We start from the raw sequence: 25879 nt of genomic DNA on the forward strand, positions 1-25879 counted from the left end.
GGAGTGGAACGGATGCACCGGGTGATCGTGATCGGACGCGGGTTGATCGGCAGTGCCGCCGGGCGGCACCTGTCGGAACGGATGGACGGCATCGCCCTGCTGGGTCCGGATGAGCCGGCCGACCGGCAGACGCACACCGGCGTGTTCGCCAGCCACTACGACGAAGGCCGGATGACCCGGATCGTCGATCCGGACCCGGCCTGGGCGGTCACCGCGAGGCGTTCGATCGAACGTTATGCGGACCTGGAGGCGCGCAGCGGCGTCCCATTCTTCACCAACGCCGGCTATCTGGGGATCGGCGAGCCGGGATCCGATTACCTGGATCGCAGCGAAGCGGCCGGGCGCGAACTGGGCGCCGATGTCACCCGGCTGGATGCCGCAGGGATCAGGCAGCGGTTCCCGTTCCTGACTGTGCCGGACGACGCCGACGGGCTGCACGAGGGGAGCCGGGCCGGCCACATCAGCCCGCGCGCCATGATCCGTGCCCAGACGACTGTCGCCCGGCGCCAGGGCGCCGAGATCATCGCCGATGAAGCCAAGGCGATCCGCGTCACTGCCAGCGGCGTGGAGGTGGACACCGCCAACGGCGCCACCCTGCGGGCCGAGCGGGTCCTGGTCGCCACCGGCGCATTCACCGATGCCTGCGGCCTGTCGCCGGTTGCCCTCGACCTGCGGGTGTTCGGCCGCACCGTGGTGCTGGCCAGGATCGAGGATGACGTCATGGCGGAGCTCGAGGGAATGCCGACCCTCGGCCACGCCGGGACCGGTGCCTACATCCTGCCGCCGATCCGCTACCCCGACGGCCAGCGCTACCTGAAGATCGGCATCGGCACGACCGCCGACGCCGACCTGCGCTCGCTTGCCGACCTGACCGGCTGGTTCAAGAGCAGCGGCTCAGCCGCCAACCGCCGGGACTTCCAAGCCTTTCTCACCGCGCTGATCCCGGCGCTGCAGCGTTGCCGGGACTGGCACACCGACACCTGCGCGGTGGCCTGGACCGGAACCGGCCTGCCCTACATCGACTACGCGGTAGACGGGCGGATCGCGGTCGCGGTCGGCGGCAACGGCAAGGGGGCCAAGTCCTCCGACGATTGGGGCTGGCTGGCGGCGCAACTGGTGGGCGGAGGCGGTTGGGACCACCCGGTGCCCAGGGACAGGCTGCGGCTGCCAAAGCGGTAGACGCCCGGGCAGAGCCTCTCGTTGGCACTCGTTGACGGCGAGTGCCAAAATTTGAACGCGCTGATCTTGAACCGGGGTGCGGCGCCGACTAACTCGATTTCTGCCTCCGGCCGAAACCGGCCGTCGAGGCGACTGACAGCTCATTCCTGCACGGAGGAACCCATGCGTTTCCGCCCTCTGCACGACCGTGTTGTCGTGCGCCGCATTGAAGCCGACCAGAAGACGGCCGGCGGAATCATCATCCCCGACACCGCCAAGGAAAAGCCGCAGCATGGCGAAGTGCTGGCGGTCGGTCCGGGCGCCCGTGACGACCGGGGCGAGATCGTCGCGCTCGACCTGCGGGTCGGGGACACGGTGCTGTTCGGCAAGTGGTCCGGCACCGAGGTCAGGATTGATGGCGAGGACCTGTTGATCATGAAGGAGTCGGACATCTTCGGCGTGATCGAGAGCGCCGAGAACGCCCGGCGGGCTGCGTGACGCGCGCCTGGCAGGTGAGGAGGGAAGATCATGGCTGCCAAGGAAGTGAAGTTTTCGACTGACGCCCGCGAGAAGATGCTGCGCGGCGTCGATACCCTGGCGAACGCGGTCAAGGTTACCCTGGGCCCGAAAGGCCGCAACGTGGTGATCGAGAAATCGTTCGGCGCGCCGCGGATCACCAAGGACGGCGTCACCGTCGCCAAGGAGATCGAGCTCTCGGACAAGTTCGAGAACATGGGCGCGCAGATGGTGCGCGAGGTGGCGACCAAGACCAGCGACGCCGCCGGCGACGGCACCACCACCGCAACGATCCTTGCCCAGGCGATCGTCAAGGAAGGGGCGAAGGCGGTCGCGGCCGGCATGAATCCGATGGACCTGAAGCGCGGCGTCGACCTGGCCGTCGAAGCGGTGGTCGCGGAACTGACCAGCCGGGCCAAGAAGATCACCAACAACGCCGAGATCGCCCAGGTGGGATCGATTTCCGCCAACGGCGACGCCGAGATCGGCCGCTTCCTGGCCGATGCCATGCAGAAGGTCGGCAACGAGGGGGTGATCACCGTCGAGGAGGCGAAGTCCCTGACGACCGAGTTGGAGGTCGTCGAGGGCATGCAGTTCGATCGCGGCTACCTCTCCCCGTACTTCGTCACCAACGCCGACAAGATGCGGGTCGAGCTTGAGAGCGCCAACATCCTGATCCACGAGAAAAAGCTCTCGAGCCTGCAGCCGATGCTGCCGCTGCTGGAAGCGGTCGTGCAGTCAGGCAAGCCGCTGCTGATCATCGCCGAGGACGTCGAAGGCGAGGCGCTGGCGACATTGGTGGTCAACCGCCTGCGCGGCGGTCTCAAGGTCGCGGCCGTCAAGGCCCCGGGCTTCGGTGATCGTCGCAAGGCGATGCTGCAGGACATTGCCGTCCTGACCGGCGGGACGGTCGTCTCGGAGGATCTCGGCTTCAAGTTGGAGAACGTGACGATCGACATACTCGGCAAGGCCAAGAAGGTGGTGATCGACAAGGACAGCACGACCATCGTCGACGGTGCCGGGTCCAGGGACGAGATCCAGGGCCGGGTCGCTCAGATCCGCGCCGAGATCGAGGAGACGACCTCCGACTACGACCGCGAGAAACTGCAGGAGCGGCTGGCCAAGCTGGCCGGCGGCGTCGCGGTGATCCGGGTCGGCGGCGCCACCGAGGTCGAGGTGAAGGAGCGCAAGGACCGGGTCGACGACGCGATGCACGCGACCCGGGCCGCGGTCGAGGAAGGCATCCTGCCGGGCGGCGGGGTGGCGTTGTTGCGGGCCACCAAGGTGCTCGACGACGTGAAGCCGGCGAACGACGACCAGAAGGTCGGTGTCGGCATCATCCGCCGCGCCATCCAGGTGCCGGCCCGGCAGATCGCCATGAACGCCGGCACCGACGGCTCGATCGTCGTCGGCAAGCTGCTGGAGAAGACCGAGTACAACTGGGGCTACAACGCCGCGACCGGCGAATACCAGGATCTGGTCGCCGCCGGGGTCGTGGATCCCACCAAGGTGGTGCGCACCGCGCTGCAGGACGCCGCGTCCGTGGCCTCGCTGCTGATCACCACCGAGGCCCTGGTCGCCGAGAAGCCGAAGAAGGAGACCGCCCCGGCGCCCGCCGGTGCCGGCATGGACGACATGGACTACTGATTGACCTGAACGTCGGTTGCTGGCGGAGGGTCCGGCCGATGCCCGGGCCCTCCGTCCCTGCCCCTCTTTCCCGGCCCCGAATCGTTGACGCGGCGCCGCCCGGGCATTAGTGCTCCAGGTCGTTTTCACCTGGAGGCTCCGATGGCCCAGTCCCCGCTTCGACCGCTCGCCCAGAACGCCCGCGCCTGGCCGTTCGAGGAGGCGCGCAAACTGGTCGAGCGGATCGGCGGCAAGACCCCGGACAAAGGCTATGTTCTGCTGGAGACCGGTTACGGCCCATCCGGCCTGCCGCACATCGGCACCTTCGGCGAGGTGGTGCGCACCACGATGGTGCGCCGCGCGTTCGAGACCATGTCCGACGTGCCGACCCGGGTGTTCGCGTTCTCCGACGACATGGACGGCCTGCGCAAGGTGCCGGACAACATTCCGAACAAGGAACTGATCGCCCCGCATCTCGGCAAGCCGCTGACCCGGGTGCCGGATCCGTTCGGCACCCACGAGAGCTTCGGCCACCACAACAACGCCCGGCTCCGCGCATTCCTCGACAGCTTCGGCTTCGACTACGAGTTCAAGAGCGCCACCGACTGCTACGCCAGCGGCGAGTTCGACGCCGCCCTGCTGCAGACGCTTCGGCACTACGACAAGGTCATCAAGGTGGTGCTGCCGACCCTGGGGGCCGAGCGGCAGGCGACCTATTCGCCGTTCCTGCCGGTGTGCCCGCGCACCGGCGTGGTCCTGCAGGTGCCGATCGTCGAGCACGACCTGGATGCCGGCACGGTGTCCTACGACGACCCGGAGACCGGCGACCGGACGACCGTCAAGGTCACCGGCGGGGCCTGCAAGCTCCAGTGGAAGTGCGACTGGGCGATGCGCTGGTACGCGCTGGATGTCGACTACGAGATGTCGGGCAAGGACCTGATCGACTCGGTCAAGCTGTCGAGCCGGATCACCTCGATCCTCGGCGGCCGTCCGCCCGAAGGTTTCAACTACGAGCTGTTCCTGGACGAGGCGGGCCAGAAGGTCAGCAAGTCCAAGGGCAACGGCCTATCGGTCGACGAGTGGCTGGCCTACGGCCCGCCGGAGAGCCTGTCGCTGTTCATGTACCAGCAGCCGCGGCGGGCCAAGCGTCTGTACTTCGACCAGATCCCCAAGGCGGTCGACGACTACCTGACGTTCCTGGCGAAAGTCCAGGACGAGGAGCCGGCGGCTCGGCTGGAGAACCCGGTCTGGCACATCCACGAGGGCAACCCGCCGGCCCCGGAGGCCTCGGGATTGAGCTTCGGGCTGCTGCTGAACCTCGCCAGCGTGTGCCACGCCGAGGACAAGGCGGTGATCTGGGGCTACATCGCCCGCTACGCGCCGGGCGCCAACGCCGAGGCAAATCCGCTGCTCGACCGACTGGCGGGCTACGCGGTGCGCTACTACCAGGACTTCGTGCGCCCGGCCAAGGTGTACCGCGCGCCGACCGACGTGGAGCGGGCCGCCCTGGAAGACCTCAAGGCGGCGTTGGAGAACACCGCCCCCGGAACCTCGGCCGAGGATATCCAGACCGAGGTCTACGAGGTCGGCAAGCGCCACCCGTTCGAGAATCTGCGCGACTGGTTCAAGGCGCTGTACGAGGTCCTGCTGGGCCAGTCCCAGGGGCCGCGCTTCGGCTCGTTCGTGGCGCTGTACGGGATTCCGGAAAGCGTGGCGCTGATCGACCGGGCCCTCAAAGGCGAGGACATGGCCGCCTGAGGCGACGGCCGGTCAGGGGCAGCGGTCGATCCGGATGACGGCGAAGCGGTCGCACTTCTGCGAGCCGGTGCGGCTGCTTTCGGCCCGTCGCTGCTTGACCCCCTGCTCGATGCAGGAATCCAGGTTGCGGCGCTGGGATTCGTCCATCCAGGCATCCGGCACCCTGCCGATGTAGGCGAAGCTACGCAGCCGCTTGCAGACGAACTCGTCCGACTCCTGCGCGATCTCGCCCTGTGACATCGCACGGGCGCGGTCCATTCCGCTGACCCCGCAGCCTGCCACCGCGCCGCCGAGGATCAGGACGGACAGCATCGGTCCGATGGTCTTGTATGATAGGCTCATCATGTCCCCTTGCCGAGCATGGGTGCCGGCGGCCGCGCCGGGGAACCCCGCCGGCGGGCCGGCCGTTGTACGGTCTGCCAGCCCACAACTCCGACAACCGACAGCCGAGGTCAACATGGCATTGCGGCCACATTCATCGACCGGCTTCGAACGGGCGCGCCGGTGAGCTACCGCGGGCCGACGACCTATGTGCTGTACCGCCTGCGCGCCAGCTTCTGGTTCGTGCCCGGCGCGATGGCGGTCGTCGCGTTCATTGCGGCGGCGCTCAGCCTGTGGGCCGACGGCGCCGGGGTCTCGGAACTGCTGAAGCCGCTGGGGGCGCCGTTCAGCATAGAGAAGGATACCGCCCGCGACCTGCTGTCGACCCTGGCCGGAGCCACCGTGACGGTTGTCAGCCTGGTGATCTCGCTGACCCTGGTCACCCTGACGGTGGCCGCCGGCAATCTCGGCGCCCGGCTCTTGGAGCGCTACATGCAGAACCGGGTGACCCAGGTCACCATGGGGTTGTTCGTCGGGACCTTCGTCTACACCGTCGTGGTGCTGTCGGCGGTCGGGATCGGCCCGGTCGAGGTGCCACGGTTGTCGGTCGTCACCGCCCTGGTGATGTCGATCTTCAGCGTCGGCTGGCTGATGTATGCGTTCCACGACCTCGCTCGCTCGCTGCAGGTCGACCAGGCGGCTGCCGAGATCGGCGCGACGCTACGCCGGGATATTTCCGTGGCGGCCGCGCGAGCCCGCGAGCTCGGGATTGCCGGCTCCGACGACCTGCCGACCGGAGGGCCGCAATGCGTCGTCGATGCCCGCGCCATCGGGTACGTGGAGTCGATTGACTGGCTGATCCTGGGCGCGGTCGCCCGCGAGCACGGCCTGGTACTCGACGTGCCGATCGCGCAAGGCGCCTACGTCACATCGGTCGATCCGATCGCCACGGTGTACGGCCGTGCCGAGGCCGACGATGCGTTGTGCGCGCAGATCCGCGAGGCCGTGATTCTCGGCAGCGTGCGCACCGAGGCCGACGACCTGATGTTCCTGCTGCATCTGCTGGTCGAGATTGCGTCGCGGGCCCTGTCGCCCGGCATCAACGACCTCTATACGGCGCTGGCCTGCGTCGACCATGTGACCGGCAGTCTGGCGCAGGCGATAAAGGAAGGACTGGAGCGTATCAGCGTGCGTGACGACGTCGGCCGGTTGCTGGTTCGCACCCGGTCGGCGGATGTGTCCCGGATGGCCAGTACGGCGCTGTCGACCCTGCGCCGCAACGGCATGCACAACCCGACCTTCGCGCTCCGTCTGATCCGCAACATCGAGCGTCTCGCTCCGCTGGCACGCAGCCACCCGACCGGGCCGGTTTTCCTTGAACACCTGGACCGGATTGCCGAACACGCCGCCGCCAACGTTCCGCAGGTCGACCGCGAAGCAATCGAGGCGGCGGCCGATCGTGCCCGGGAGGCGTTCGGAGTTTGATCGACACGGACAGTCCGGCGATTGGCAACTTTACAAACCCACGGCGGGCGCCCTGACGGACCTGTCATCGGGTGGACCAAGTGGGACACAATGTGACGCCATGGGACGTAGTGGGACGAAACGGCATCAGACGGCATTTTGAATTTTTCAGAGAATCAGGTACAAAGTGCGTAATCCGCACATCATATGCGGAAGGTGACTCGGGCATCATCGCCCGTACGGCAACGAGGTTCCATAAGAGCCCAGCCGGGGAGGAGGCGTCAGGAAGCCGAAGCAGCCGCTTTGGGTATTCGTTCGGAAATTTAGGTGGTGGCGTCGGCGGGACTTGAACCCGCAATCCGTCGGAGGAGCCCGGTTCCAAACCGGGTGCGTTTACCAGTTTCGCCACGACGCCACCATATCGGGAAGGCCTCCGCTCTGGTGCGCAAACACCGTATGAGCGGAGGCCCCCACCCCGACCAGCACCGGAGTAGCGAATCAGGCGCTCTGGTGCTGGGTGAATATACGCGATGAGCAACCGGAAGTGGCGTCTATGTCAGCGACCGCGAGCGACAAGAAGCGACGACAAGACGGTACGCGCGATACTTCGAGTAAAACTTTAACTACCTCGGACCCCGTCGCCGGCGCGACTCGGCAGAAGCCTGCCGAAAAGCCGGTGTCGCTTTCCCCGCTGGCATTCGAGGACGCGCTTCGCGGATTGCTGAAGGTTGGGCGGCGGGAAAAGGACGGTAGGTGAAGGCCCTTTCAGCGGGGGTGGTCGCGGGCATCCTGATCGCCGAGGTGGCTGTCGCCGCGTTGCTCGCATACCTGTATTTCAGGGGCGACCTGATCGTATTCGAGTATCCGACTGATCTTGCCGCGATCTCCCTGACTGCAGCCGGCGTGATAGTGACGATAGCGATGCTGTTCATCGCGTTGTTTGCGATCTACGGAATCAGGGAGATGGCAGATAGGGCGGCGGCGGCTGGAAGGAACGCTGGGGTGGAGTTTCTGGAGACCCCAGAGTTTAAGGCGATGGTGTATCGAGCAGCCTCGGACGCGGTGCGTAACGATTTAGAAAGCGGGGTTGATACAGACAAGAACACGGACTTGACCGCCAAGGCACTGATGAGCGGAGACGGAGATGACGGAGCATAAGAGCGCGCTAGAGGTCATTCGCAGTCACCAGATGGCTGCGCCGGTCGACGTGCACGCCATTGCCCGAAATCTAGGGCTTCGGATTAGGTCGCTCGACCTCGGTGAGAACGTTGGAGGGCGCATCAAAAGGGCGTGGAGCGGAGGGTATGAGGTCCATGTCAATGAGCGCGACCACCCGCGACGACAACGCTTCACGATAGCCCACGAAATTGCGCACTTCGTTATGCATCGCGACCTGATTGGCGATGGCATCACCGAGGACGCTTTGTTTCGTGGGCCATGGGGCGATCCGCATGTTGAAACGCAAGCGAATCGTTTGGCAGCCGATATTTTGATGCCGTACTTCCTGATTCAGATCTATTGGCTTCGTGCCGAACGGTCGGTTGATCAGTTGGCGCGTCGGTTCGACGTGTCGAAGCAGGCAATGGAGATCCGGCTGGAGGGTTTTAGGCGTAGTGCGGTCAGTTGGCCCGCTGGTCGGATGGCATCCGATACAGGAGCCGCTTTCCCCGGGCTTGCCTGATTGCGGCGAAAGCGCGGTCGCCGTCGTCCTCCTTCCGGGTGTTCCACCGGTATTCGAACTCGCGCAGATACCTGTGAAGGTGCTTCTCGCTGACGTGATGATACGCGCCGATCAGGCCGCGCTTCAGCAGCGAGTGGTAGGACTCCGCGAAGTTCGTATGGAAGATGATCGACCGGACGTAGGTCTTGCTGTGGTCGACCGTGTGGTGGCTGGCGAAGTGCTTTGCGATGCCGCGATATGACGGGTTCTCGTCGGTCACGATGTGGGCGGTACCGCTGACCACTGGCCGGGCGATGGTCTGAAGGGTCGACTTCTTCGTGTTCGGGACCACGAACGTGCGGGCGTCGCCCTCGCGGTCGACCAGCGTCATGACGATGGTCTTCTTGCCGGCGGCGGCTGTCTTGTTCTTGTGCTTGTTGTTCTGGACCTTCCCGCCGACGTACGTCTCATCGATCTCAATGATGCCGCCGCCGCCGCCCAGCATGCCGCGCAGTGGCTCAACGTTCATCGCCTCGCGAACGCGATTACACAGGAGCCAAGCCGACTTGTAGCTGATCCCGAGTTCGCGCTTCAGCTGGTTGGCGCTCACGCCCTTCTTGGACGAGCACATCAGGTAGATCGCGAAGAGCCACTTGTTCAGGCCGATATGCGAGCCCTCGAAGATCGTCCCGACCTTGACGGTGTACTGCTTCCGGCAGTGACCGCACTTCCACAGTCCCTTGCGGGTGGCCTGGCCCTGAAGGCGGAACTGACGGTCGGTCGCTTCGCAGTGGGGGCACACGGCGCCGTTCGGCCACATCAGGCTTTCGACAAGCTCGATAGCCTTGTCTTCGTCGGCGAAGTAAGCGGCAAGTTGGATCGCGTTCATATCGGCCCCCGATTCGCTCGGGCCGCGATCTGATGATCTACGCTAACCCGATGATTTGTAGATGGGAATCGGGCGTGGGTTTGTAAAGGTGATAATCGCCGACAGTCCAGCAACAGGAACTTTGCCGTCGGTGCGGGGTTGTCAAGGCGAACCACAGTAATTCGCTATGCAATCCAGGAGATTCGATAATGACTTCCGTGCGGGCTCTTATGGCTGTTCTGATGTTGGGCGGAGCGCTCGGGCTCGCTGCCTGCGAGGAAGAGAAAGGGCCGGCGGAGAAAGCTGGTGCGGCCATCGACGAGGCGGTCAACGACACCAAGCGCGCCGTGCAGGACGCCAAGGACTGACGTCCAGGCGCCACGTTCTGTACATCCGATGCGAGGCCGGTGCCCCTCAGGCGCCGGCCTTCGCCGTGTGGCCCTCCAGCGCCTGGGTCATCGGAGCGTTTGCAGGATCGAGCGCGCGCTGCAGGTAACCCTCCATGACCACGTCCCACTTCCGCCACGCCACCCGCAGATCGGCGATCGGCGTCGCCGACAGGTCCACCCGCAGGTCAACGATCGGGAACCGGTAGCCGGGGTCGCAGACGATCAGTGCCGCCGACTGCAGCGGATCCAACTCGCCGCCTGCGGCCAGTCCGCCCTCCAGGCCCTGAATCAGCCGGTCGGCCAGGTCGGCGGCCGGGTCGGCTTCGTAGCCGGCCCCGATCGCCGCGATCACACTGTCGTCATGCACCCAGTTGCCGACCACCACTGCTCCATCCAGCGTCAATCCGCCGGCCGGACGGGCCACGTCGCCGCCGGTGGCGCAGGCGGCGTCGCCCGCGGCGGTCAGGGCGGCAATCTGTCGCCATCTGCCGTGCGAGGTGGAGGCCAGGATGCCGGTAATCGTCTCGGCAGCCGATCGACCGGCGGACAGCAGGTCCAGCCCGATGGGGCCGAGCCGGGGGTCGGTGCGGGCCTGGGTAAGGATCAGGCCGACGCCGGGCCGTACGTGCGGACAACGGCCGCCGGCCCCGATCGACGAGGTGGCGAGCGCTACGCCGAACCGGCCGGTGCGCTCGCAGCGCCCGGCGATCGAGAACGTCATGAAGCCCTCCGCGCTCTCACCCCGTTGACCCGGACGCGCCGGCCACCGGCCGACGGCTAGGGGTCAGGCATCCCCGTGGGCGAACGCCCAGTACATTTCCTTGGCCTTGGCGGCGACCGGGCCCGGTTGCAGGTTGCGGCCCTCGAACCTGTTCACCGGCTGGACCTTGCCGTGATTGCCGGACGAGAAGATCTCGTCGGCCGTCATCAGGTCGCCGACCGTGACCGCCCGTTCGTTCACCTCGTAGCCGGCCTTGCGCAGCAGGCCCATGACGCGCTGGCGGGTGATGCCGTTCAGGAAGGTGCCGTTCGGGACCGGGGTGTGGACCACGCCGTCCTTGGCGTAGAACAGGTTGGCGGTGGCGAACTCGGCGACGTTGCCGATCGGGTCCAGCACCACGGCGTTGTCGAAGCCCTTGTCGGCGGCTTCGTTCAGGGCGCGGCCGGCGTTGGCGTACTGGCAGGCCGCCTTGGCGTCGGTCGGTGCCTGGTCCGGGGCCGGGCGACGCCGGGTCGACACGCAAGCGCTGAAGCCGGCGCCGCCGGGCAGCGGGCTTTCGAACACGTTCAGCAGGAACCGGGTCGAGGCCGGGTCCGGGTAGATCCAGCCGGAATCGGCCCAGAACATCGGTTTGATGTAGAGCGCGGTGTCGCCGGAAAAGCGGGAGACCGCGTCCTTCACCAACTCGACGATTTCCTCGGGCCGGATCTTCGGCTCCAGCATCATGGTGCGCGCCGAGGCGCAGGCCCGGGCGCAGTGCTTCTCGATGTCGGGGGTGACGCCCTCGAAATGGCGGGCGCCGTCGAAGATCAGCGAGCCAAGCCAGGTGGACTGGGTCATCGGGCCCAGCACCATCGGGTTGCCGTCGTGCCAGGTTCCGTCGTCGACGTAGGTAACGACCTTCATGAAAGGGCTCCGGGGTGGCGGGAAACGGGATTTGAGCGACCTTAGCCCGGCGTCGCTGGCTTGCCAATGTGGGCGGGCAGCGATCTCCTGGTCCGGCGGGTATCCCTCGCCTAACCTTCCTTCCCAACCACAAGGATCCCATCGGAGGAAACCTCATGCCGGCCCACCCAAGCGTCACCGACGTTGCCGACCCGTCTGCCCTGTTCCGTCTCGACGGTGTCGTGGCGCTGGTGACCGGCGCCGGCAGCGGCATCGGGGCGTTGGCGGCGCGGGTGCTGGCGCGGGCCGGGGCGACGGCGATCGCGACGGACCGCGATCCGGTTACCGCACAGGCGACCGCCGACGCGATCCTGGCCGAGGGACTGGCGGCGGCGTCCTATACGCTGGACGTGTCCGACGAGGCGTCAGTGGTGGCGGCGTTCCGGGCGGTCGAAGCCGATCATGGACCGGTCGGCGTGCTGATCAACAACGCCGGCATTGCCAAGCGCGGTGCCAGCGAGGATCTGGATCTCGCGACCTGGGACGAGGTCGTGTCGGTCAACATGACCGGCGTGTTCCTGTGCGCCCGCGAGGCCGGCCGGCAGATGCTGGGGGCCGGCGGCGGCTCGATCGTGAACGTCTCGTCGATGTGGGGGCATGTCGGCGGCGGGTTCGCTCCGAACCTGTCGTATCACGCGACCAAGGGCGCGGTGGTGATGATGACCAAGGCGCTGGCGGTCGAGTGGGGCGGGCGCGGGGTGCGGGTCAACGATATCGCGCCGACCTTTCTGCGCACCAACCTGACCACTCATCTGTTCTCCGACCCGGATCTGATCCGGCGGTTCGATGAGCTGACGCCGCTCGGCCGCACCGGCGTGCCGAACGATCTGGCCGGCGCGCTGCTGTTCCTGGCCAGCCCGGCATCAGCATACGTTACCGGCCACAGCCTGCTGGTCGATGGTGGCTGGACGGCACGCTGAGTGGGTCGCGGGCGCATGGTCGGGGGCTAGCGCCCCTCGGCCGGCGAGCCCTGACGCCAGGCAGCGGTGCCCTTGCAGCGCGAACACACTCGTTCGCCCGACCACTGGCTGTGGAACTCGACCTGACAGCGCAGGCAATGCCGCAGTTTCGGAGCCGGGTGCTCGGGAGTCGCAACCTCGGTTTCGTCCGATGCGCCGTACTCGGCGTCTCTGCTCAATGTCGTGTGGGACATCAGAAATCCGATGCGGTTAGGGTGTAGGTGAATCCGCGGCCACGCGAGTAGACGGCGGTCGCGACCTCGTGAATGCGCTTCAGCCCGTCGTCGAACACCTGCAGCAGCGCTGCTTCGCCATTGTCCGAACCCGGGTCCATCTTCATCAGTGCTGCAGCCTCGACGAAAAACGAGATCTCGAGGGCACTGTCGTGCGCCCAGAACCGAACACGTTGCCGCGTGGTGTCGTAGCTGCGGGCCTGATTGGGGAAGTTCAGTGCCATGGGCACCTTCCTGAAACACCACCGGACTGCGCGCTGCGCGGAGCGTCACGCATGGATCGGTCGGTTAGATTACGCACCTGGAGCCACTCGCTCGCCGTTGCGGCGTTCTGCCTGGAGTGGAGTTTTGATCAGCGATATATGGGCTTAATTTGATGCTTTGGCAATAATTCAACCGAAAACATAAAACTCGGCCAGCGTATCGAGTGCCGGAATCGAACCGCGGCTATTTGCGGATTCCTACCGGAAAATTGGCCGCGATTCGGATTATCCGCTGATTCTATACGGACTATCGGTGCGGTGTTGTTGTGTTGCTAGCCGGAGAATGATCCGGACGCAGTCAACTCGTCCTCCGGCGCAATCCGCTCGTGCGGCTCGGCCTTGTTCTTGACCCGGTACTGCGGTCCCCGGCCGTCGGCCGGTAGCTGGGCGACAACCTTGTAGTCGCCGCGTGGCGCCCGCACCGGTCCGCGGCCGGCAAAGCCGACCATCTGACCGACCTTGTACTTGTGCGTCGTCATGGCTGTTCCTGGTTCCAGTTGTCGCGTTTGGGAACGGCCCGGGCTACCGGTCCAGGCCCGCGAAGAAGTCACGCGATGCATCGTCCGATACCTCGTCGGATGCGCCGTCCGTCGGGGCAAAAAGCTTTGTTCCGCGATCGACGTCCGGCCGGGTTGTCGGCTCGGCGGCATCGTTCGCGGCAGGACGGGACAGCAGCCCGCGACGCTTCGCTTCCTGGCCGCATTCATGCAGATCGGCCAGCAGACGCAGGAACATGTCGCGCGCCGCGGTATCGGCAATCGAACTCTCGGCCTTCCGCGCCATCACGCTGATTCGGTCGCTGCTGATGTCGAACCGGCGCATGTACCGTCGTACGCCCCGCTTCAGTTGGGCGAGATGCTTCATCAACTGCGCATCATCGTAGGTTGCCGGAGCCGCGGCACTGGAGGGGGGCTTGTCGTTGTGTCTCGTCGGATCGGGAGAGTTCGCCGAACCGTCTTGCTCACCGGATCCTGTTCTTCGCTCGCTCATCTCTCTCATATAAGCTCGAATCTCGACAATTCCACAAAGTGCCGCTGTGCCAGCGGGGACCGACTAGCCGATCAGCCGCTCGGCACAGGCTTGGGCGACGCGCCGGTTCACATCGGTGGAACCGGGCATGGTTGCCCAACCGGCCTTGGTGACGATGTCGCCGCGCTGATACGACGGGGCGTCCTTGAGTTCGGCGATCCTGGCGGTCATCTCCGGATCCTTGCCTGCCTGATCGACGCAGATCGGCATCAGAACCGCAACCACGTCGTCCCTGGACTGGTCGTTCGCGATCGCGGCGGCCGTTGTGGCCGTCATCCAGCCGCCCCAGGAGAACCCGACGATTGCGAGAGCGATGGCGCCGGCGACGGCGCCCACTGCGGCGGGTTTGGTCCATTCGGGAGTGTTCATAATGATTCCTTGCTCGGGGATAGAAATTCCATCCACCTTCACCGGATCATTATAATTAAATTTGCTGAAATGTAAATAGTGTTGCGTGAAATTCATAATCTTAAAAATATAATAATCATAGATGTGAGTTTTTGCTTCTGGAAGAATGGCGAAAGGAGGTGAAAACATTAAGGTATATCGTGAGGATTTTATCAATAAAACTGACGAATCGGATGGGATTTTTATTCGGTCGCTAGTGAAAGTTACTGCGCATTCACACTGATCGAGCAACGGCGTGACGGTTGATGTGACCGGGGCTGTGCATGGTGCTGCGGACCGGCCTGCTTCGGCACGGAACCAGCGTCATGCTTGGCAGGATTCTGGTGACGCCGGGCGTGTCAGCCCAGGATCAGGCAGGTCTCCGAGCCGTGCGCGTAGATCTTGCCGGCGGCATCGACGACCCGGCCCTCGGCGGTCGCGGTCCGGCGGCCGCGATGGACCACCCAGCCCTCGATGCGCAACAGGCCGGTATCGCCGGTGATCCCGCGGGTGATGTTCACCTTGTACTCGAGCGTGGTGTAGCCGACCCCGGCCGGCAGGGTGGTGTGCACCGCGCAGCCCATCGCGGAGTCGAGCACCAGCCCGTACCAGCCGCCGTGCAGGGTGCCGGCCGGGTTCAGCAGGTGCTCGCCCCATCCGCCCTCGAACACCGCGCGTCCTTCTTCCGCCTCGGCCAGCCGGAACCCGATGGTGGCGGCGATGCTGGGCGTCGGGAACTCACCGGCGGCGACCCGGCGCAGCAGCTCGATGCCGGACAGGGTGCGCACCGCCTCGGCCAGCGTCGAGGGTTCGTTCCAGGTGATGGTTCGGCTGCGCTCGGTCATCGGTGGCCTCACGGTTGATGTCGCCGTGACATGCCCGGAAGTCGTTCGGGAGACAATCGCAAACAACGGAATGGCGTCGTGTCGGATTTGAAGCGTTCCGCGACGGCGCGACACCATCACGCCGCGGCGTTTGGCCGCTTAGTGTCGCCGTGTTCAGGATGTCCGTGTGGTGGAGGGCGTGTCGCCGATGAGCCAAACGACTGGAATGCCGACCGTGACCGCCGCCGATGTCGTCGCCCTGCTGCGGGACTGGTCGGTGGAGACCACTCCGACGTCGGCAGCCAAGGTCAGCCGGTTTGCCGACCATCTGACACCGGGCACCGCGGTCAACGTGACGTTCCTGCCGGGCACCGATCCGCTGGATACGGTCGCGGTCGCGAAGCGGCTGCGGGCCGAGGGCTTCGAGCCGGTGCCGCACGTCGCGGCCCGTTCGCTCGCCGATCGGGCGGCACTGGATGGCTTTCTCGGCCGCTTGAAGGACGAAGCCGGCGTGACCCAGGCGCTGGTGATCGCCGGCGGGCTGGACCGCCCGGTCGGCGCGTTCGCCTCCTCGATGGACCTGCTGGCGACCGGCCTGTTCCAGGCGCACGGCATCACCCGGATCGGTGTCGCCGGTCACCCGGAGGGCACGCCCGACATTCCCGAAGCGGCGCTGCAGGATGCGCTGCTGTGGAAGAACCGGTTCGCCGCCGAGCACGGCATCGACATGTATATCGAGACCCAGTTCTGCTTCGACGCCGCCGCGATCATCGCCTGGGACCGCAAGATCCGCGGCTGGGGCAACCGGCTGCCGATCCATCTGGGCACGCCCGGCCTGGCGACGCTGAAGACCCTGCTGAAGTTCGCGCAGTCCTCCGGCGTCGGACCGTCGATCCGGGTGCTGACCCGGCAGGCCCGCAACCTTGCCAAGCTGCTGCTGGTGCAGGCGCCGGACCGGTTGCTGGTCGAGTTGGCGGCCTACAAGGCGTCGGATCCGGAGTGCGGGATCGAGAAGCTGCACTTCTACCCGTTCGGCGGCCTCGCCAAGACCGCCGACTGGGTCAATGCCGTCGCTGAGGGCCGCTTCGCCTTCGACAGCCGCGGCATCGGGCTGGTGGTCGGCGAGGCTGCACCTCTGCGCGTCGCCTCCTGATCCACCCGGTACCGCCACGCCCGTCCCTGGAGACAGCCTAATGGTCGACACCGTCGTCAGTTCCGCCACCAAGGAGATCGTGATCGGCTTCGACCAGCCGTTCTGCGTGATCGGTGAGCGCATCAACCCGACCGGGCGCAAGCTGCTGGCGGCCGAGATGGCGGCCGGCGACTACAGCCGGGTCGAGGCCGACGCGCTGGCCCAGGTGGCGGCCGGAGCGACCATGCTGGACGTCAACGCCGGCATCCCGATGGCCGACGAGCCGGCGATCCTGGCGCAGTCGATCAAGCTGGTGCAGTCGCTGACCGACGTGCCGCTGTCGATCGACAGCTCGATCGTGGCGGCCCTGGAAGCGGGCCTGGCGGTCTATCAGGGCAAGGCTCTGGTCAATTCGGTGACCGGCGAGGAGGAGCGGCTGGAGGTCGTGCTGCCGCTGGTCAAGAAGTACGGTGCCGCGGTGGTGGCGATCTCGAACGACGAGACCGGCATCTCCGAGGACCCGGACGTGCGCTACGAGGTCGCCAAGAAGATCGTCGAGCGCGCCGCCGACTTCGGCATCCCGCGCAGCGATGTGGTCGTCGATCCGCTGGCCATGCCGGTCGGCGCGCTGAACCTGGCGGGGATCTCGGCGATGCGCCTGATCCGCCGGCTGCGCGAGGAACTCGGCGTCAACACCACCTGCGGTGCCTCGAACATCTCGTTCGGCCTGCCGAACCGGCATGGGCTGAACGCCGCGTTCCTGACCATGGCGATCGCGTCCGGCATGACCTCGGCGATCATGAATCCGCTGCGCGACGAGGAGATGCAGGCGATCATGGGCGCCAACGTGATGATGGGCCACGACCCGGAGTGCCGGCGCTGGATCCGCAAGTACCGCGAGCCCGCGGCGGAAGGCGCCGATCTCGGCGCGCGCGGCGGGCGCGAGCGCCGTCGCCAGCGGGCTGCCGGGTAACGCCGGAGCGATGAACCGGAAGAGCGTGGAGATCGCAATACCCGAATGACCGAGTCCAACCTCGCGCGCGTGTTGCAGGACGATCCGGCCCCCGCGGCCGGTGACGGGGAGGCGTTTGTCGTCTTCACCCCGTCGGGGCGGCGTGGCCGTTTCAAACTGGGCACCCCGGTGCTGGAAGCGGCGCGCAAGCTCGGTGTCGACATCGACTCGGTGTGCGGCGGCCGCGGCATCTGCGGACGATGCCAGGTCGACGTGAACCAGGGCAGCTTCGCCAAGTTCCAGATCGAGTCCCGCTCCGACAACCTGACCCGTCCCGGCGCGCAGGAGATGCGCTACGCCGACAAGCGTGGTCTGGCCGCCGGCCGCCGGCTGTCGTGCTCGGCCAGGCTGGTCGGCGACGTGGTGATCGACGTGCCGGAGACCAGCCAGGTCCACCGGCAGATCGTGCGCAAGCGCGCCGAGGCGCGGGTCATCGACATCAAGCCGATCCTGAAGCTGCACTATGTCGAGGTGCGCGAGCCGGACATGCACGACCCGTCCGGCGACTTCCGTCGGCTGTGCGAGAGCCTGCGCGAGCAGTGGCCGGATTGGGGGATCGCCCAGGACGTGACCTGCGACCTGCCGGTGCTGGTGGAACTGCAGCGGGCGCTGCGCAAGGGCGCGTGGAAGGTCACCGTCTGTCTGCGCGAGGGGCGCCGGGTGGTGGCGGTCTGGCCGGGCTTTCGCGAGAAGATCTACGGGCTGGCGGTCGACATCGGCTCGACCACCATGTCGGCCCATCTGTGTGAGCTTGCCACCGGCGAGGTCGTGGCGTCCGGCGGGGTGATGAACCCGCAGATCCGCTACGGCGAAGACCTGATGAGCCGGGTCAGCTACGTGATGATGAATCCCGGCGGCGAGGTCGAACTGACCCGCGTGGTGCGCGAGGCGATCAACCACCTCGCGACCGAGGTCGCCGCCGAAGCCGGGATCGCGCGCGAGGACATCGTCGATCTGGTGTTCGTCGGCAACCCGATCATGCACCACCTGCTGCTCGGCATCGATCCGACCGAACTGGGCGGCGCGCCGTTTGCGCTCGCCATCGACACGTCGATCAACCTGAAGGCGGCCGAGCTCGGCTTGACCCTGCACCCGGACGCCCGGGTCTACGGCCTGCCGTGCATTGCCGGCCACGTCGGCGCCGACACCGCGGCGGTGATCCTGTCGGAGGCGCCGCACAACCAGGACGCCATGACGCTGATCGTTGATGTCGGGACCAACGCCGAGCTGGTGCTGGGCAACCGGCACCGGCTGCTGGCGGCCTCGTCGCCGACCGGCCCGGCCTTCGAGGGCGCGCAGATCTCGTCGGGCCAGCGCGCCGCGCCGGGCGCGATCGAACGGGTGCGGATCGACCCGGAAACCCTGGTGCCGCGCTTCAAGGTGATCGGCAGCGATCTGTGGTCGGACGAGCCCGGGTTCGAGGACGAGATACGCCGCACCGGCGTCACCGGCATCTGCGGGTCTGGCATCATCGAGGTGCTGGCCGAGATGTTCCTGGCCGGCATCCTGAAGGCCGACGGCACGATCGACGGGGCCGCCGCCGCCCGCTCGCCCCTGATCGAGGCGGACGGCCGGACCTTCGCCTACCGGCTGACCCCGGAAGTGTCGATCGTGCAGAACGACGTGCGGGCCATCCAGCTCGCCAAGGCGGCACTGTACGCAGGCGCCCGGCTGCTGATGGACAAGATGGGCGTCGACAGCGTGGAGCGCATCATTCTGGCCGGCGCCTTCGGCAGCCACATCGACACCAAGTACGCCATGGTGCTCGGCATGATCCCGGACTGCCGGCTCGACCGGGTGTGGTCGGTCGGCAACGCCGCCGGCACCGGCGCCCGCATCGCCCTGCTGAACGCCGAGGCGCGCCGCGAGATCGAGACCGTGGTGCGCCGGGTCGAGAAGATCGAGACCGCCGTCGAGCCGCGCTTCCAGGAGCACTTCGTCGGCGCGATGGCGCTCCCTCACGCCACCGCCGACTACAGCAATCTGGCCGCCGCGGTGACCCTGCCGGCGCGTGCCTCGGGTGACGACGGCTCCGGCGGCGGTGAAGGCGGTGGCGGTCGCCGGCGCGGCGGACGCCGGGGCCGCGGCGTCGAGTAGGGGCCGCTTGCCGACCGCCGCGATGACGGTGGGCGCCTACCTCAAAAACCGCTTCTCGTCGGCCTTGACCCGGTCCATGCCCTGCAGGCGGAAGATCTCGTCCACGCTGACGATGTCCCGGTCGGCGCCCTGGATGCCTCCGTCGTCAAGGATCTGGCGAAACACCTTCTGCATGGCGGTGACGGCGGCACGGATCGCGTGGTTGCCCCAGATCGCCACCGCGATCTTGCCCAGCGCCTTCATGCGCGCCACCGTGAACTCCGGGTAGGCGGTCGGGACCACCACGATCGGCGCTTGTCCGGTCCAGGCCCGCACGAAGCTCTCGACCTCGTCCGGGGTCTTCTGCTTGGAGTGGATCAGGATCATGTCGGCGCCGGCTTCCTCGTAGGCGGCCGACCGGGCCAGCGCCTCGGCCTCGCCGAGCCCGGCGATCAGCGCCTCGCAGCGGGCGATCACCAGGAAGTCGGGGTCCTTCCGGGTGGCGCAGGCCGCCTCGATCTTGCCCTGGAACTCCTCGACCCGCAGCAGGTCCTGGCGCCCGCCGGCGATCAGGCTGGTGACCTTGGGGAACGACTTGTCCTCGATCACCACGGCGGCGGCCCCGGCGCGCTCGTACTGCTCGATCGCGTGGATCACGTTGATGGCGTTGCCGAACCCGGTGTCGATGTCGGCTATCACCGGCAGGCCGCTGGATTCGGCCATCGCCCGCATGGTCTCCAGGTGCTGGCTCATCGAAACCAGGCTGACGTCCGGCAACCCGTGCAGGGCGGACAGCTCGAACCCGCTGGCCCAGATGCCGTCGAACCCGGCATCGGCTGCCAGCCGTGCCGACAACGGGCTGTGCCCGGCCATCACCTGGACCAGCCCGCGCTCGGCGATCCGGTCCTTCAACATCCTGCCCCTGCTCGTCACGCGCTTGCTCCCGTCCCGGCGGCGTCCATCCGCAGGCTAGGCCCAACCGGCGGGTGGATGCCATGGGGATCGGGCGACCGGCCGCATTCTTTTTGCGAATGACACTGAGAATCGTTTGCAATAGTGAATCGACCTGAGCATACTCCGCGCCGACCGGCACTCGCCGGATCCAGGGCAATCCTCTTGGGGGCAGGAGTTCGATGAAGGGCAAGGTCGTCGTCACGACCGCGGTGCTGCTTGCCGGCACCGCCATGGAGGCCACGCAGGCCGAAACGTTCAATCTGGAGCCGGTGCAGGTGGTGGGCTCCGACGTCCATCCCTCGCAGGAGGTGCGCACGCAGGTCGAGGAATCGTTCAACCAGAGCCGCTCGGCGTCCTACGTCAACGGCTCGGTGATCCAGAACCTGAACCCGGTGAACAAGGGTGACGCGCTGCGCTACAACGCGGTCGGCCTGATCAACCAGCCGGGCGACGGCGGCCGGTTCGGCGGCGGGACCAAGATCCGAACCTTCGGCGACTGGGGTGCCTCGGAGTCGATCGACGGCCTGCCGGCCTTCAAGTCGGCGGGCGAGGAGGGCGGCGGCTACGCCAACACCATCATCCCGTCGATCGCGGTCGATCGCATCGGCGTGCTGCGCGGCGGCCGGGCGGTGCAGTACGGCGACGGCACCGACGGCGGCGTGGTCGAGACCACCATCAAGTCGGGCCGCTACTACACCGATCACCAGGCGGTCAGCCTCGATGTCAGCACCGCCAAGGAGGCGATGACCCAGGGCGAGGTCGCCGATCACGGCGAGGCCTGGGACTACTACATGGCCGGCAACTGGCTGCAGGGCGAGTACAACGGCGACCCGGAGAACCTGGAGCGCCAGCGCGTGCTGGGCGGGCTCGGCAAGTTCGGCTGGAACATCGGCCCCGACACCCGCGGCGAGTTCCTGGCGATCGTCGACCGTTCCAGCCCGGACATCATCCGCAACGGCAACGTGGAATCGATCGAGGTGAACAGCGAGGTCGGCGCCGCCACCGTCGACCACAAGTTCTCGGACCGCAGCAGCGTGCGGGTCGGCGCGCTGGTGACCAACACCCGATCGACCTGGGACGCGAGGGCGCGCGACCGCAACGTCAACAACCGGATCGTGTTCGCCGACCACTACCTGACGACGCCGCTGGCCGAAGGCCTGCGCTACGACGGCTCGCTCGGCCTGGAGTACAAGCAGACCGGGTACCAGCGCGACCGCCTGTGGGACAACACCTTCGACGACATCGCGCTGAAGTCGGCCAACGCGCTGACGGTGAACGACAACCTCGTGCTCAGCGCAGGGTTGCGGCACACGTGGTTCTCCAACGACATCGTCTACGACGGGGCCGCGCAGCCCGACAACCTGGCCGAGGACAAGGTCTGGTCGTACGAGTTCGGGGCTTCCTACAGCGTGCTCGACAACACCCGGGTCCGCGGCTCGGTCGCGACCGGCTACAACCGCTTCATCGAGAAGTACGGTAATTTCGGCACCGACGCGCTGAAATCCAACGGCGCCGGCGACGACATCGTGGAATCCCGGACCTACGAACTCGGCATCAACCAGGGCTGGGCGGGCGGCTGGCTCGATGTCGCGCTCTACACCACCGAGCAGGACGGCGTGCCGCGGCGCAACAACGACGCGATCGAGAGCGTGAAGGTCGACCAATCGGGACTGGAGGTCGAGCTGTTCACCCGGATCACCTCCCAGCTGACCATGTCGGCGGGCTACATGCGGGTTCTGCAGCTGGAGACCACGCGGGCCGACGGCACCAAGGTCAACGGCAACATCTTCTGGGACGGCCAGTCGACGTCGGTGCCGGAGAACCAGTTCAACCTGCGCCTCGACTACCACCTGACTGAGACGGTGAACCTGTGGGGAGCCGGCTACTACAGCACCGGCTACGAGGCGGTGGCGGCCGATGATTCCGTGGTCGAACGCGACGGCTTCCTGCGGCTCGACCTCGGCGCCGGCTGGGCAATCACCCCGAACTGGGCGGTGCGCGCCCGGGTCGAGAACCTGACCGACGAGCGTGACTTCGGCCAGACCGTGAAGGGGGCCCCGGTCAACGACGAGGGCAAGCTCGGCCGGGTGTTCTGGCTGGGCACGGACATCACGTTCTGAGCCGCGGACCGAGAGGATTGCCATGCTGTACCGATGGCTGCGCCGGATCCACCTTGTGCTGTTCCTGGCAAGCGCTGCGCCGCTGCTGGTGCTCAGCCTGACCGGCGCGCTGCTGGTCTACGGTGCGGAGCTGCAGGAGGCGATCGAGCCGGAGATCTGGGTGGTCGAGCCGAGGGGCGCTCCGCTGCCGGTCCGGACCCTGCTGGCGCGGGTCGGCGAGCAGCGTCCCGACTTGGTGGTCTGGTCGGTGGCGATGGCCGACCGGCCGGACCGGGCATGGCGGCTGTGGCTGTCCGGTGGGCTGGGTGCGGTGAACGTCGACCCCTACGACGGACGGGTGCTGGCGCACTACCAGCCGAACCGAAACGCCCTGGGCATCGTCACCGCCCTGCACCGGCGCTGGCTGGTCGACGACAGGACGGCGGCCCCGTGGGTCCGGCACGCCGTGTCGACGGTCGCGCTGGTCCTGATGATCCAGGTGCTGGTCGGGATCGCGATCTGGCTGACGCCACCGCGCCGGCTGGCCCGGCTGCGGGTCGATTTCAGCAAGCGGCCGCGGATGGTGGTGATCCGCCTGCACCAGTTGTCGGGCGTGGCGACCGCGCTGCTGTTGCTGACGGTCGCGTTCACCGGGCTGGCGATGTACTGGCACACGCCGGCCCGCCACGTGATCGAGGCGGCGACCGGCAGCCGGGTGCAGGAACAGCCGGCGCTGCCCGACGGTCCGATGGCTCCGATCCGCGATCTCGATGCGGCGGTCGCGCTGGGGCAGGCGGCTTTTCCCGAGGCCCGCCTGCGTCATCTCCGGGTTCCGGCGCGACCCGGCGACGTCGCCGTCCTGCATCTGCAGGGCCCGACCATTGGCCCGCCGTCGCGGGTGTGGGTCGGCGACGACCCGCCGCGTGTCCTGGCGGCGCAGGACGGGGCGGCGGGGTCGCCGGCCAACTGGATCTGGCACATGCGCTACCCGCTGCATGTCGGCGAGTTCGCCGGTCCCGTCGTGCGGGCGTTCTGGGTGGTCGTCGCCCTGCTGCCGGCGGCCTTCGTGATCAGCGGCCTGTGGCTGTACGGAAATCGCCGCCGCTTCGCCTGGGCGGTCGCGGCCGGCGGCTACCGGCGCGCCAGTGCCCGCTCCACGTAGTCCAGCCGGTCCTGGCCGTAGAACGGCTCGTCGTCCACGAAGTAGGTCGGCGCTCCGATCACGCCGCGCACGATGGCTTCCTGGCAGTTGCGGGACAGTTCCGCCTGCACGCTCTCGCTCAGCGCCTCGTCGATCAGTGCGTCGGGCTTGGCGAAGCCGGCGTTGCGGCACAGCTTGGCCACGACCGTCTTGTCGGCGATGTCCAGATCGTCGCGCCACAGGGCCTGCAGGACGCCCAGGCTGAGTTCGTCGACGCTGCCGGCCTCGCCGCGGGCGGCGGCGCGCTGGCCGGCGATGACGATGCCGGACGGCAGTTCCACCGGTCCCATGTGATGGATCGGCTCGCGCAGCAGCGGGACGCCGAGGTGCTCGGCGCAGCGCAGGGCGTCGCGCATGGAGTAGTTGCGCAGCATGGTCGGCCGCTCGCCGAACGGCATCCCGCCGATCGGCGGCATCACCACCGACAGCAGGATCGGCCGGTGCACGATCCGTCGGCCGTGCTTCGCCGCCATCGCGTTAAGCCGGGCCGCGCCGATGTAGGTGAAGTTGGAGCGGGTCGAGTAGTAGTAGTCGATGGTCTTCTCAGGCGTCGGCACGGCGGGTCACTCCGGTTGCTGGACTGATCCCGACACTACGACGCGGCCTACGGCCACGCCAGCGGACCGGCCGGCACATCCAGGTGAAGTGGGTCAGCCCTTCTTCTGCTGCTTGGCCCAACTGTCGCGAAGGCCGACGGTGCGGTTGAACACCGGCCGGCCGGGGGCGGAATCCTTGTCGCGGCAGAAGTAGCCGAGCCGTTCGAACTGCACGGGGTCGGAGTCGTTGCCGGTCGCCAGGACCGGCTCGATCAGGGCGCCCGGCAGCACCTCGAGCGAGTTCGGATTGATGTCGTCGAAGATGTCGCCGTCGGATCCCGGCGTCGGGCTGGCGAACAGGTGGTCGTACAGCCGGACCTCCGCCGGCTTGGCGTCGACCGCCGACAGCCAGTGCATGGTGCCGCGCACCTTGCGCCCGTCAGGAGAGTCGCCGCCGCGGGTCGCCGGGTCGTAGCTGCAGCGCAGTTCGACGACAGTGCCGGCATCGTCCTTCACCACGCCGGTGCAGGTGACGTAATAGGCGTAGCGCAGCCGAACCTCCTGGCCGACGGTCATCCGGAAGAACTTCTTCGGGGCGTCCTCCATGAAGTCGTCCCGCTCGATCCACAGCTCGCGGCTGAACCGGATGGTGCGGGAGCCGGCTTCCGGATCTTCCGGGTTGTTGATCGCATCCAGTTCCTCGACCTGGCCTTCCGGATAGTTCTCGATCACGATCTTCAGCGGGCGCAGCACCGCCATCCGGCGCAGCGCGGTCTTGTTCAGCAGGTCGCGGATCGAGAAGTCGAACATCGCCATGTCGACCAGGCTGTTGGCGCGCGCCATCCCGATCCGCTTGATGAAGTCCTTCAGGGCGGCGGCCGGCACGCCGCGGCGCTGCAGTCCGGCCAGGGTCGGCATGCGGGGGTCGTCCCAGCCGGTGACGTGGCCGTCGCGCACCAGGGTGGTCAGCACCCGCTTGGACAGCACGGTGTGGGTCAGGTTCAGGCGCGCGAACTCGTACTGCCGTGGCTTCGACGGCACCGGCAGGTTGTCGAGCAGCCAGTCGTACAGCGGGCGGTGCGACTCGAATTCCAGGGTGCACAGCGAGTGGGTGATGCCTTCGATGGCGTCGGACTGGCCGTGGGCGTAGTCGTAGGTCGGGTAGATGCACCAGGCGTTGCCGGTGCGCGGGTGGGTGGCGTGCAGGATGCGGTACAGGGTCGGGTCGCGCAGGTTGATGTTCCCCGACGCCATGTCGATCTTGGCCCGCAGCACCCGGGTGCCGTTCGGGAACTCGCCGGCCCGCATGCGGTGGAACAGATCCAGGTTCTCCTCCACGCTGCGGCTGCGGTGCGGGCTTTCGGCGCCACCCTCGGTCAGGGTGCCGCGGGTCTGGCGCATCTCTTCCGCGCTCTGGTCGTCGACATAGGCCTTGCCGTTGCGGATCAGGTGCTCGGCCCAGGCGTACAACTGCTCGAAATAGTCCGACGCGTGGTGCAGGTGGTCGCCCCAGTCGAAGCCGAGCCAGCGGACGTCGCGCTCGATGGCGTCGATGAATTCCTGCTCCTCGCGGGTCGGGTTGGTGTCGTCGAAGCGCAGGTTGCAGCGACCGCCGAAGTCCTCGGCCAGGCCGAAGTTCAGGCAGATCGACTTGGCGTGGCCGATGTGGAGGTAGCCGTTGGGCTCCGGCGGGAAGCGGGTGTGCACGCGGTCGTTGCGGCCCGCGGCCAGGTCCGCGTCGATCTGCT

At 67.1% G+C, this 25879-nt stretch carries 27 protein-coding genes and 1 tRNA gene; 14 read left to right on the forward strand and 14 right to left on the reverse strand.

What is annotated here, in order from left to right:
* The first annotated feature begins 12 nt into the window (after window positions 1–12).
* From RIC54_RS09630 to RIC54_RS09645, 4 genes are all read left to right on the forward strand, one after another.
* A complete protein-coding gene (locus tag RIC54_RS09630) occupies window positions 13–1179 on the forward strand; it encodes an FAD-dependent oxidoreductase (protein ID WP_350092811.1) in 1167 nt (388 codons plus the stop codon).
* A 162-nt stretch (window positions 1180–1341) separates the two neighbouring features.
* Entirely contained in the window at window positions 1342–1656 is a 315-nt protein-coding gene (locus RIC54_RS09635) for a co-chaperone GroES (RefSeq protein WP_350092808.1), read from the forward strand.
* A 30-nt stretch (window positions 1657–1686) separates the two neighbouring features.
* Window positions 1687–3321, forward strand: coding sequence for a chaperonin GroEL (gene groL / locus RIC54_RS09640; RefSeq protein ID WP_350150957.1), 1635 nt, complete (start codon window positions 1687–1689; stop codon window positions 3319–3321).
* Window positions 3322–3462: 141 nt separating this feature from the next.
* Entirely contained in the window at window positions 3463–5058 is a 1596-nt protein-coding gene (locus RIC54_RS09645) for a lysine--tRNA ligase (protein ID WP_350092802.1), read from the forward strand.
* A gap of 12 nt (window positions 5059–5070) precedes the next feature.
* Here the strand turns inward: RIC54_RS09645 and RIC54_RS09650 are convergent, their stop codons facing one another.
* Complete coding sequence (locus tag RIC54_RS09650) at window positions 5071–5403, reverse strand: hypothetical protein (RefSeq protein WP_350150959.1); 333 nt, start codon at window positions 5401–5403, stop codon at window positions 5071–5073.
* 159 nt (window positions 5404–5562) lie between these two features.
* On the opposite strand from RIC54_RS09650, the gene RIC54_RS09655 reads away from it, so the two are divergent.
* Window positions 5563–6864 carry a DUF2254 domain-containing protein gene (locus tag RIC54_RS09655; RefSeq protein WP_350150961.1) on the forward strand — a complete coding sequence of 434 codons (1302 nt, stop codon included), beginning with the start codon at window positions 5563–5565 and terminating at the stop codon, window positions 6862–6864.
* A 307-nt stretch (window positions 6865–7171) separates the two neighbouring features.
* On the opposite strand, the gene RIC54_RS09660 is transcribed toward RIC54_RS09655, so the two are convergent.
* Window positions 7172–7258, reverse strand: a tRNA-Pro gene (locus RIC54_RS09660).
* Between the two features lie 338 nt (window positions 7259–7596).
* Here RIC54_RS09660 and RIC54_RS09665 point away from each other — a divergent pair.
* Complete coding sequence (locus tag RIC54_RS09665) at window positions 7597–8001, forward strand: hypothetical protein (RefSeq protein ID WP_350092793.1); 405 nt, start codon at window positions 7597–7599, stop codon at window positions 7999–8001.
* Window positions 7988–8524: an ImmA/IrrE family metallo-endopeptidase gene (locus RIC54_RS09670; RefSeq protein WP_350092790.1), complete on the forward strand. Its 537-nt coding sequence runs from the start codon at window positions 7988–7990 to the stop codon at window positions 8522–8524. Before RIC54_RS09665 ends, RIC54_RS09670 begins: the two co-directional genes overlap by 14 nt.
* Here the strand turns inward: RIC54_RS09670 and RIC54_RS09675 are convergent.
* Window positions 8463–9392 carry an IS1595 family transposase gene (locus tag RIC54_RS09675; RefSeq protein WP_350092787.1) on the reverse strand — a complete coding sequence of 310 codons (930 nt, stop codon included), beginning with the start codon at window positions 9390–9392 and terminating at the stop codon, window positions 8463–8465. The genes RIC54_RS09670 and RIC54_RS09675 overlap by 62 nt on opposite strands.
* A 188-nt stretch (window positions 9393–9580) precedes the next feature.
* On the opposite strand from RIC54_RS09675, the gene RIC54_RS09680 reads away from it, so the two are divergent.
* A complete protein-coding gene (locus tag RIC54_RS09680) occupies window positions 9581–9739 on the forward strand; it encodes a hypothetical protein (protein WP_350092784.1) in 159 nt (52 codons plus the stop codon).
* Between the two features lie 46 nt (window positions 9740–9785).
* Here the strand turns inward: RIC54_RS09680 and RIC54_RS09685 are convergent, their stop codons facing one another.
* The gene (locus RIC54_RS09685) at window positions 9786–10481 is read right to left on the reverse strand and encodes a DUF1028 domain-containing protein (protein WP_350092781.1); all 696 of its coding nucleotides are present in this window, start codon (window positions 10479–10481) and stop codon (window positions 9786–9788) included.
* Window positions 10482–10544: 63 nt separating this feature from the next.
* Window positions 10545–11387, reverse strand: coding sequence for a branched-chain amino acid aminotransferase (locus RIC54_RS09690; RefSeq protein ID WP_350150964.1), 843 nt, complete (start codon window positions 11385–11387; stop codon window positions 10545–10547).
* A 155-nt stretch (window positions 11388–11542) separates the two neighbouring features.
* On the opposite strand from RIC54_RS09690, the gene RIC54_RS09695 reads away from it, so the two are divergent.
* Window positions 11543–12346: an SDR family NAD(P)-dependent oxidoreductase gene (locus tag RIC54_RS09695; protein ID WP_350092777.1), complete on the forward strand. Its 804-nt coding sequence runs from the start codon at window positions 11543–11545 to the stop codon at window positions 12344–12346.
* A 26-nt stretch (window positions 12347–12372) separates the two neighbouring features.
* Here the strand turns inward: RIC54_RS09695 and RIC54_RS09700 are convergent, their stop codons facing one another.
* From RIC54_RS09700 to RIC54_RS09725, 6 genes are all read right to left on the reverse strand, one after another.
* The gene (locus RIC54_RS09700; RefSeq protein WP_350092774.1) at window positions 12373–12579 is read right to left on the reverse strand and encodes a hypothetical protein; all 207 of its coding nucleotides are present in this window, start codon (window positions 12577–12579) and stop codon (window positions 12373–12375) included.
* Entirely contained in the window at window positions 12579–12842 is a 264-nt protein-coding gene (locus tag RIC54_RS09705) for a DUF1488 family protein (RefSeq protein ID WP_350092771.1), read from the reverse strand. Before RIC54_RS09705 ends, RIC54_RS09700 begins: the two co-directional genes overlap by 1 nt.
* Before the next feature lie 311 nt (window positions 12843–13153).
* The gene (locus tag RIC54_RS09710; protein WP_007668784.1) at window positions 13154–13360 is read right to left on the reverse strand and encodes a hypothetical protein; all 207 of its coding nucleotides are present in this window, start codon (window positions 13358–13360) and stop codon (window positions 13154–13156) included.
* Window positions 13361–13403: 43 nt separating this feature from the next.
* A complete protein-coding gene (locus tag RIC54_RS09715; RefSeq protein WP_350092768.1) occupies window positions 13404–13745 on the reverse strand; it encodes a hypothetical protein in 342 nt (113 codons plus the stop codon).
* A 189-nt stretch (window positions 13746–13934) separates the two neighbouring features.
* Window positions 13935–14447: a hypothetical protein gene (locus RIC54_RS09720; protein ID WP_350092765.1), complete on the reverse strand. Its 513-nt coding sequence runs from the start codon at window positions 14445–14447 to the stop codon at window positions 13935–13937.
* 209 nt (window positions 14448–14656) lie between these two features.
* Window positions 14657–15142 (reverse strand): PaaI family thioesterase, encoded by a 486-nt coding sequence (locus tag RIC54_RS09725; RefSeq protein ID WP_350092762.1) that lies wholly within the window; start codon window positions 15140–15142, stop codon window positions 14657–14659.
* Window positions 15143–15329: 187 nt separating this feature from the next.
* Here RIC54_RS09725 and RIC54_RS09730 point away from each other — a divergent pair, with 187 nt between their 5' ends.
* The 3 genes from RIC54_RS09730 to RIC54_RS09740 are packed head-to-tail and all read left to right on the forward strand — an operon-like array spanning window position 15330 to window position 19362.
* The gene (locus RIC54_RS09730; RefSeq protein WP_350092759.1) at window positions 15330–16274 is read left to right on the forward strand and encodes a methylenetetrahydrofolate reductase; all 945 of its coding nucleotides are present in this window, start codon (window positions 15330–15332) and stop codon (window positions 16272–16274) included.
* Window positions 16275–16314: 40 nt separating this feature from the next.
* Entirely contained in the window at window positions 16315–17226 is a 912-nt protein-coding gene (locus RIC54_RS09735; protein ID WP_350150966.1) for a methyltetrahydrofolate cobalamin methyltransferase, read from the forward strand.
* A 45-nt stretch (window positions 17227–17271) separates the two neighbouring features.
* Window positions 17272–19362, forward strand: coding sequence for an ASKHA domain-containing protein (locus RIC54_RS09740; RefSeq protein ID WP_350092753.1), 2091 nt, complete (start codon window positions 17272–17274; stop codon window positions 19360–19362).
* A 36-nt stretch (window positions 19363–19398) separates the two neighbouring features.
* On the opposite strand, the gene RIC54_RS09745 is transcribed toward RIC54_RS09740, so the two are convergent.
* Entirely contained in the window at window positions 19399–20274 is an 876-nt protein-coding gene (locus RIC54_RS09745; RefSeq protein WP_350092750.1) for a phosphonopyruvate hydrolase, read from the reverse strand.
* Window positions 20275–20474: 200 nt separating this feature from the next.
* Between RIC54_RS09745 and RIC54_RS09750 the strand changes: the two genes are divergently transcribed.
* Together RIC54_RS09750 and RIC54_RS09755 are read left to right on the forward strand one after the other, a co-directional pair.
* Entirely contained in the window at window positions 20475–22415 is a 1941-nt protein-coding gene (locus RIC54_RS09750; RefSeq protein ID WP_350150968.1) for a TonB-dependent receptor, read from the forward strand.
* 22 nt (window positions 22416–22437) lie between these two features.
* The gene (locus tag RIC54_RS09755) at window positions 22438–23556 is read left to right on the forward strand and encodes a PepSY-associated TM helix domain-containing protein (protein ID WP_350092744.1); all 1119 of its coding nucleotides are present in this window, start codon (window positions 22438–22440) and stop codon (window positions 23554–23556) included.
* Here the strand turns inward: RIC54_RS09755 and RIC54_RS09760 are convergent.
* Together RIC54_RS09760 and RIC54_RS09765 are read right to left on the reverse strand one after the other, a co-directional pair.
* Entirely contained in the window at window positions 23526–24152 is a 627-nt protein-coding gene (locus RIC54_RS09760; protein WP_350092741.1) for a 2-hydroxychromene-2-carboxylate isomerase, read from the reverse strand. The genes RIC54_RS09755 and RIC54_RS09760 overlap by 31 nt on opposite strands.
* 93 nt (window positions 24153–24245) lie before the next feature.
* On the reverse strand, window positions 24246–25879 hold a 1634-nt coding region (locus tag RIC54_RS09765), incomplete at its 5' end, for a glutamine--tRNA ligase/YqeY domain fusion protein (RefSeq protein ID WP_502990173.1).

Origin of the sequence: Thalassobaculum sp. (assembly GCF_040219215.1) — a bacterium.
Classification (GTDB): domain Bacteria; phylum Pseudomonadota; class Alphaproteobacteria; order Thalassobaculales; family Thalassobaculaceae; genus Thalassobaculum_A.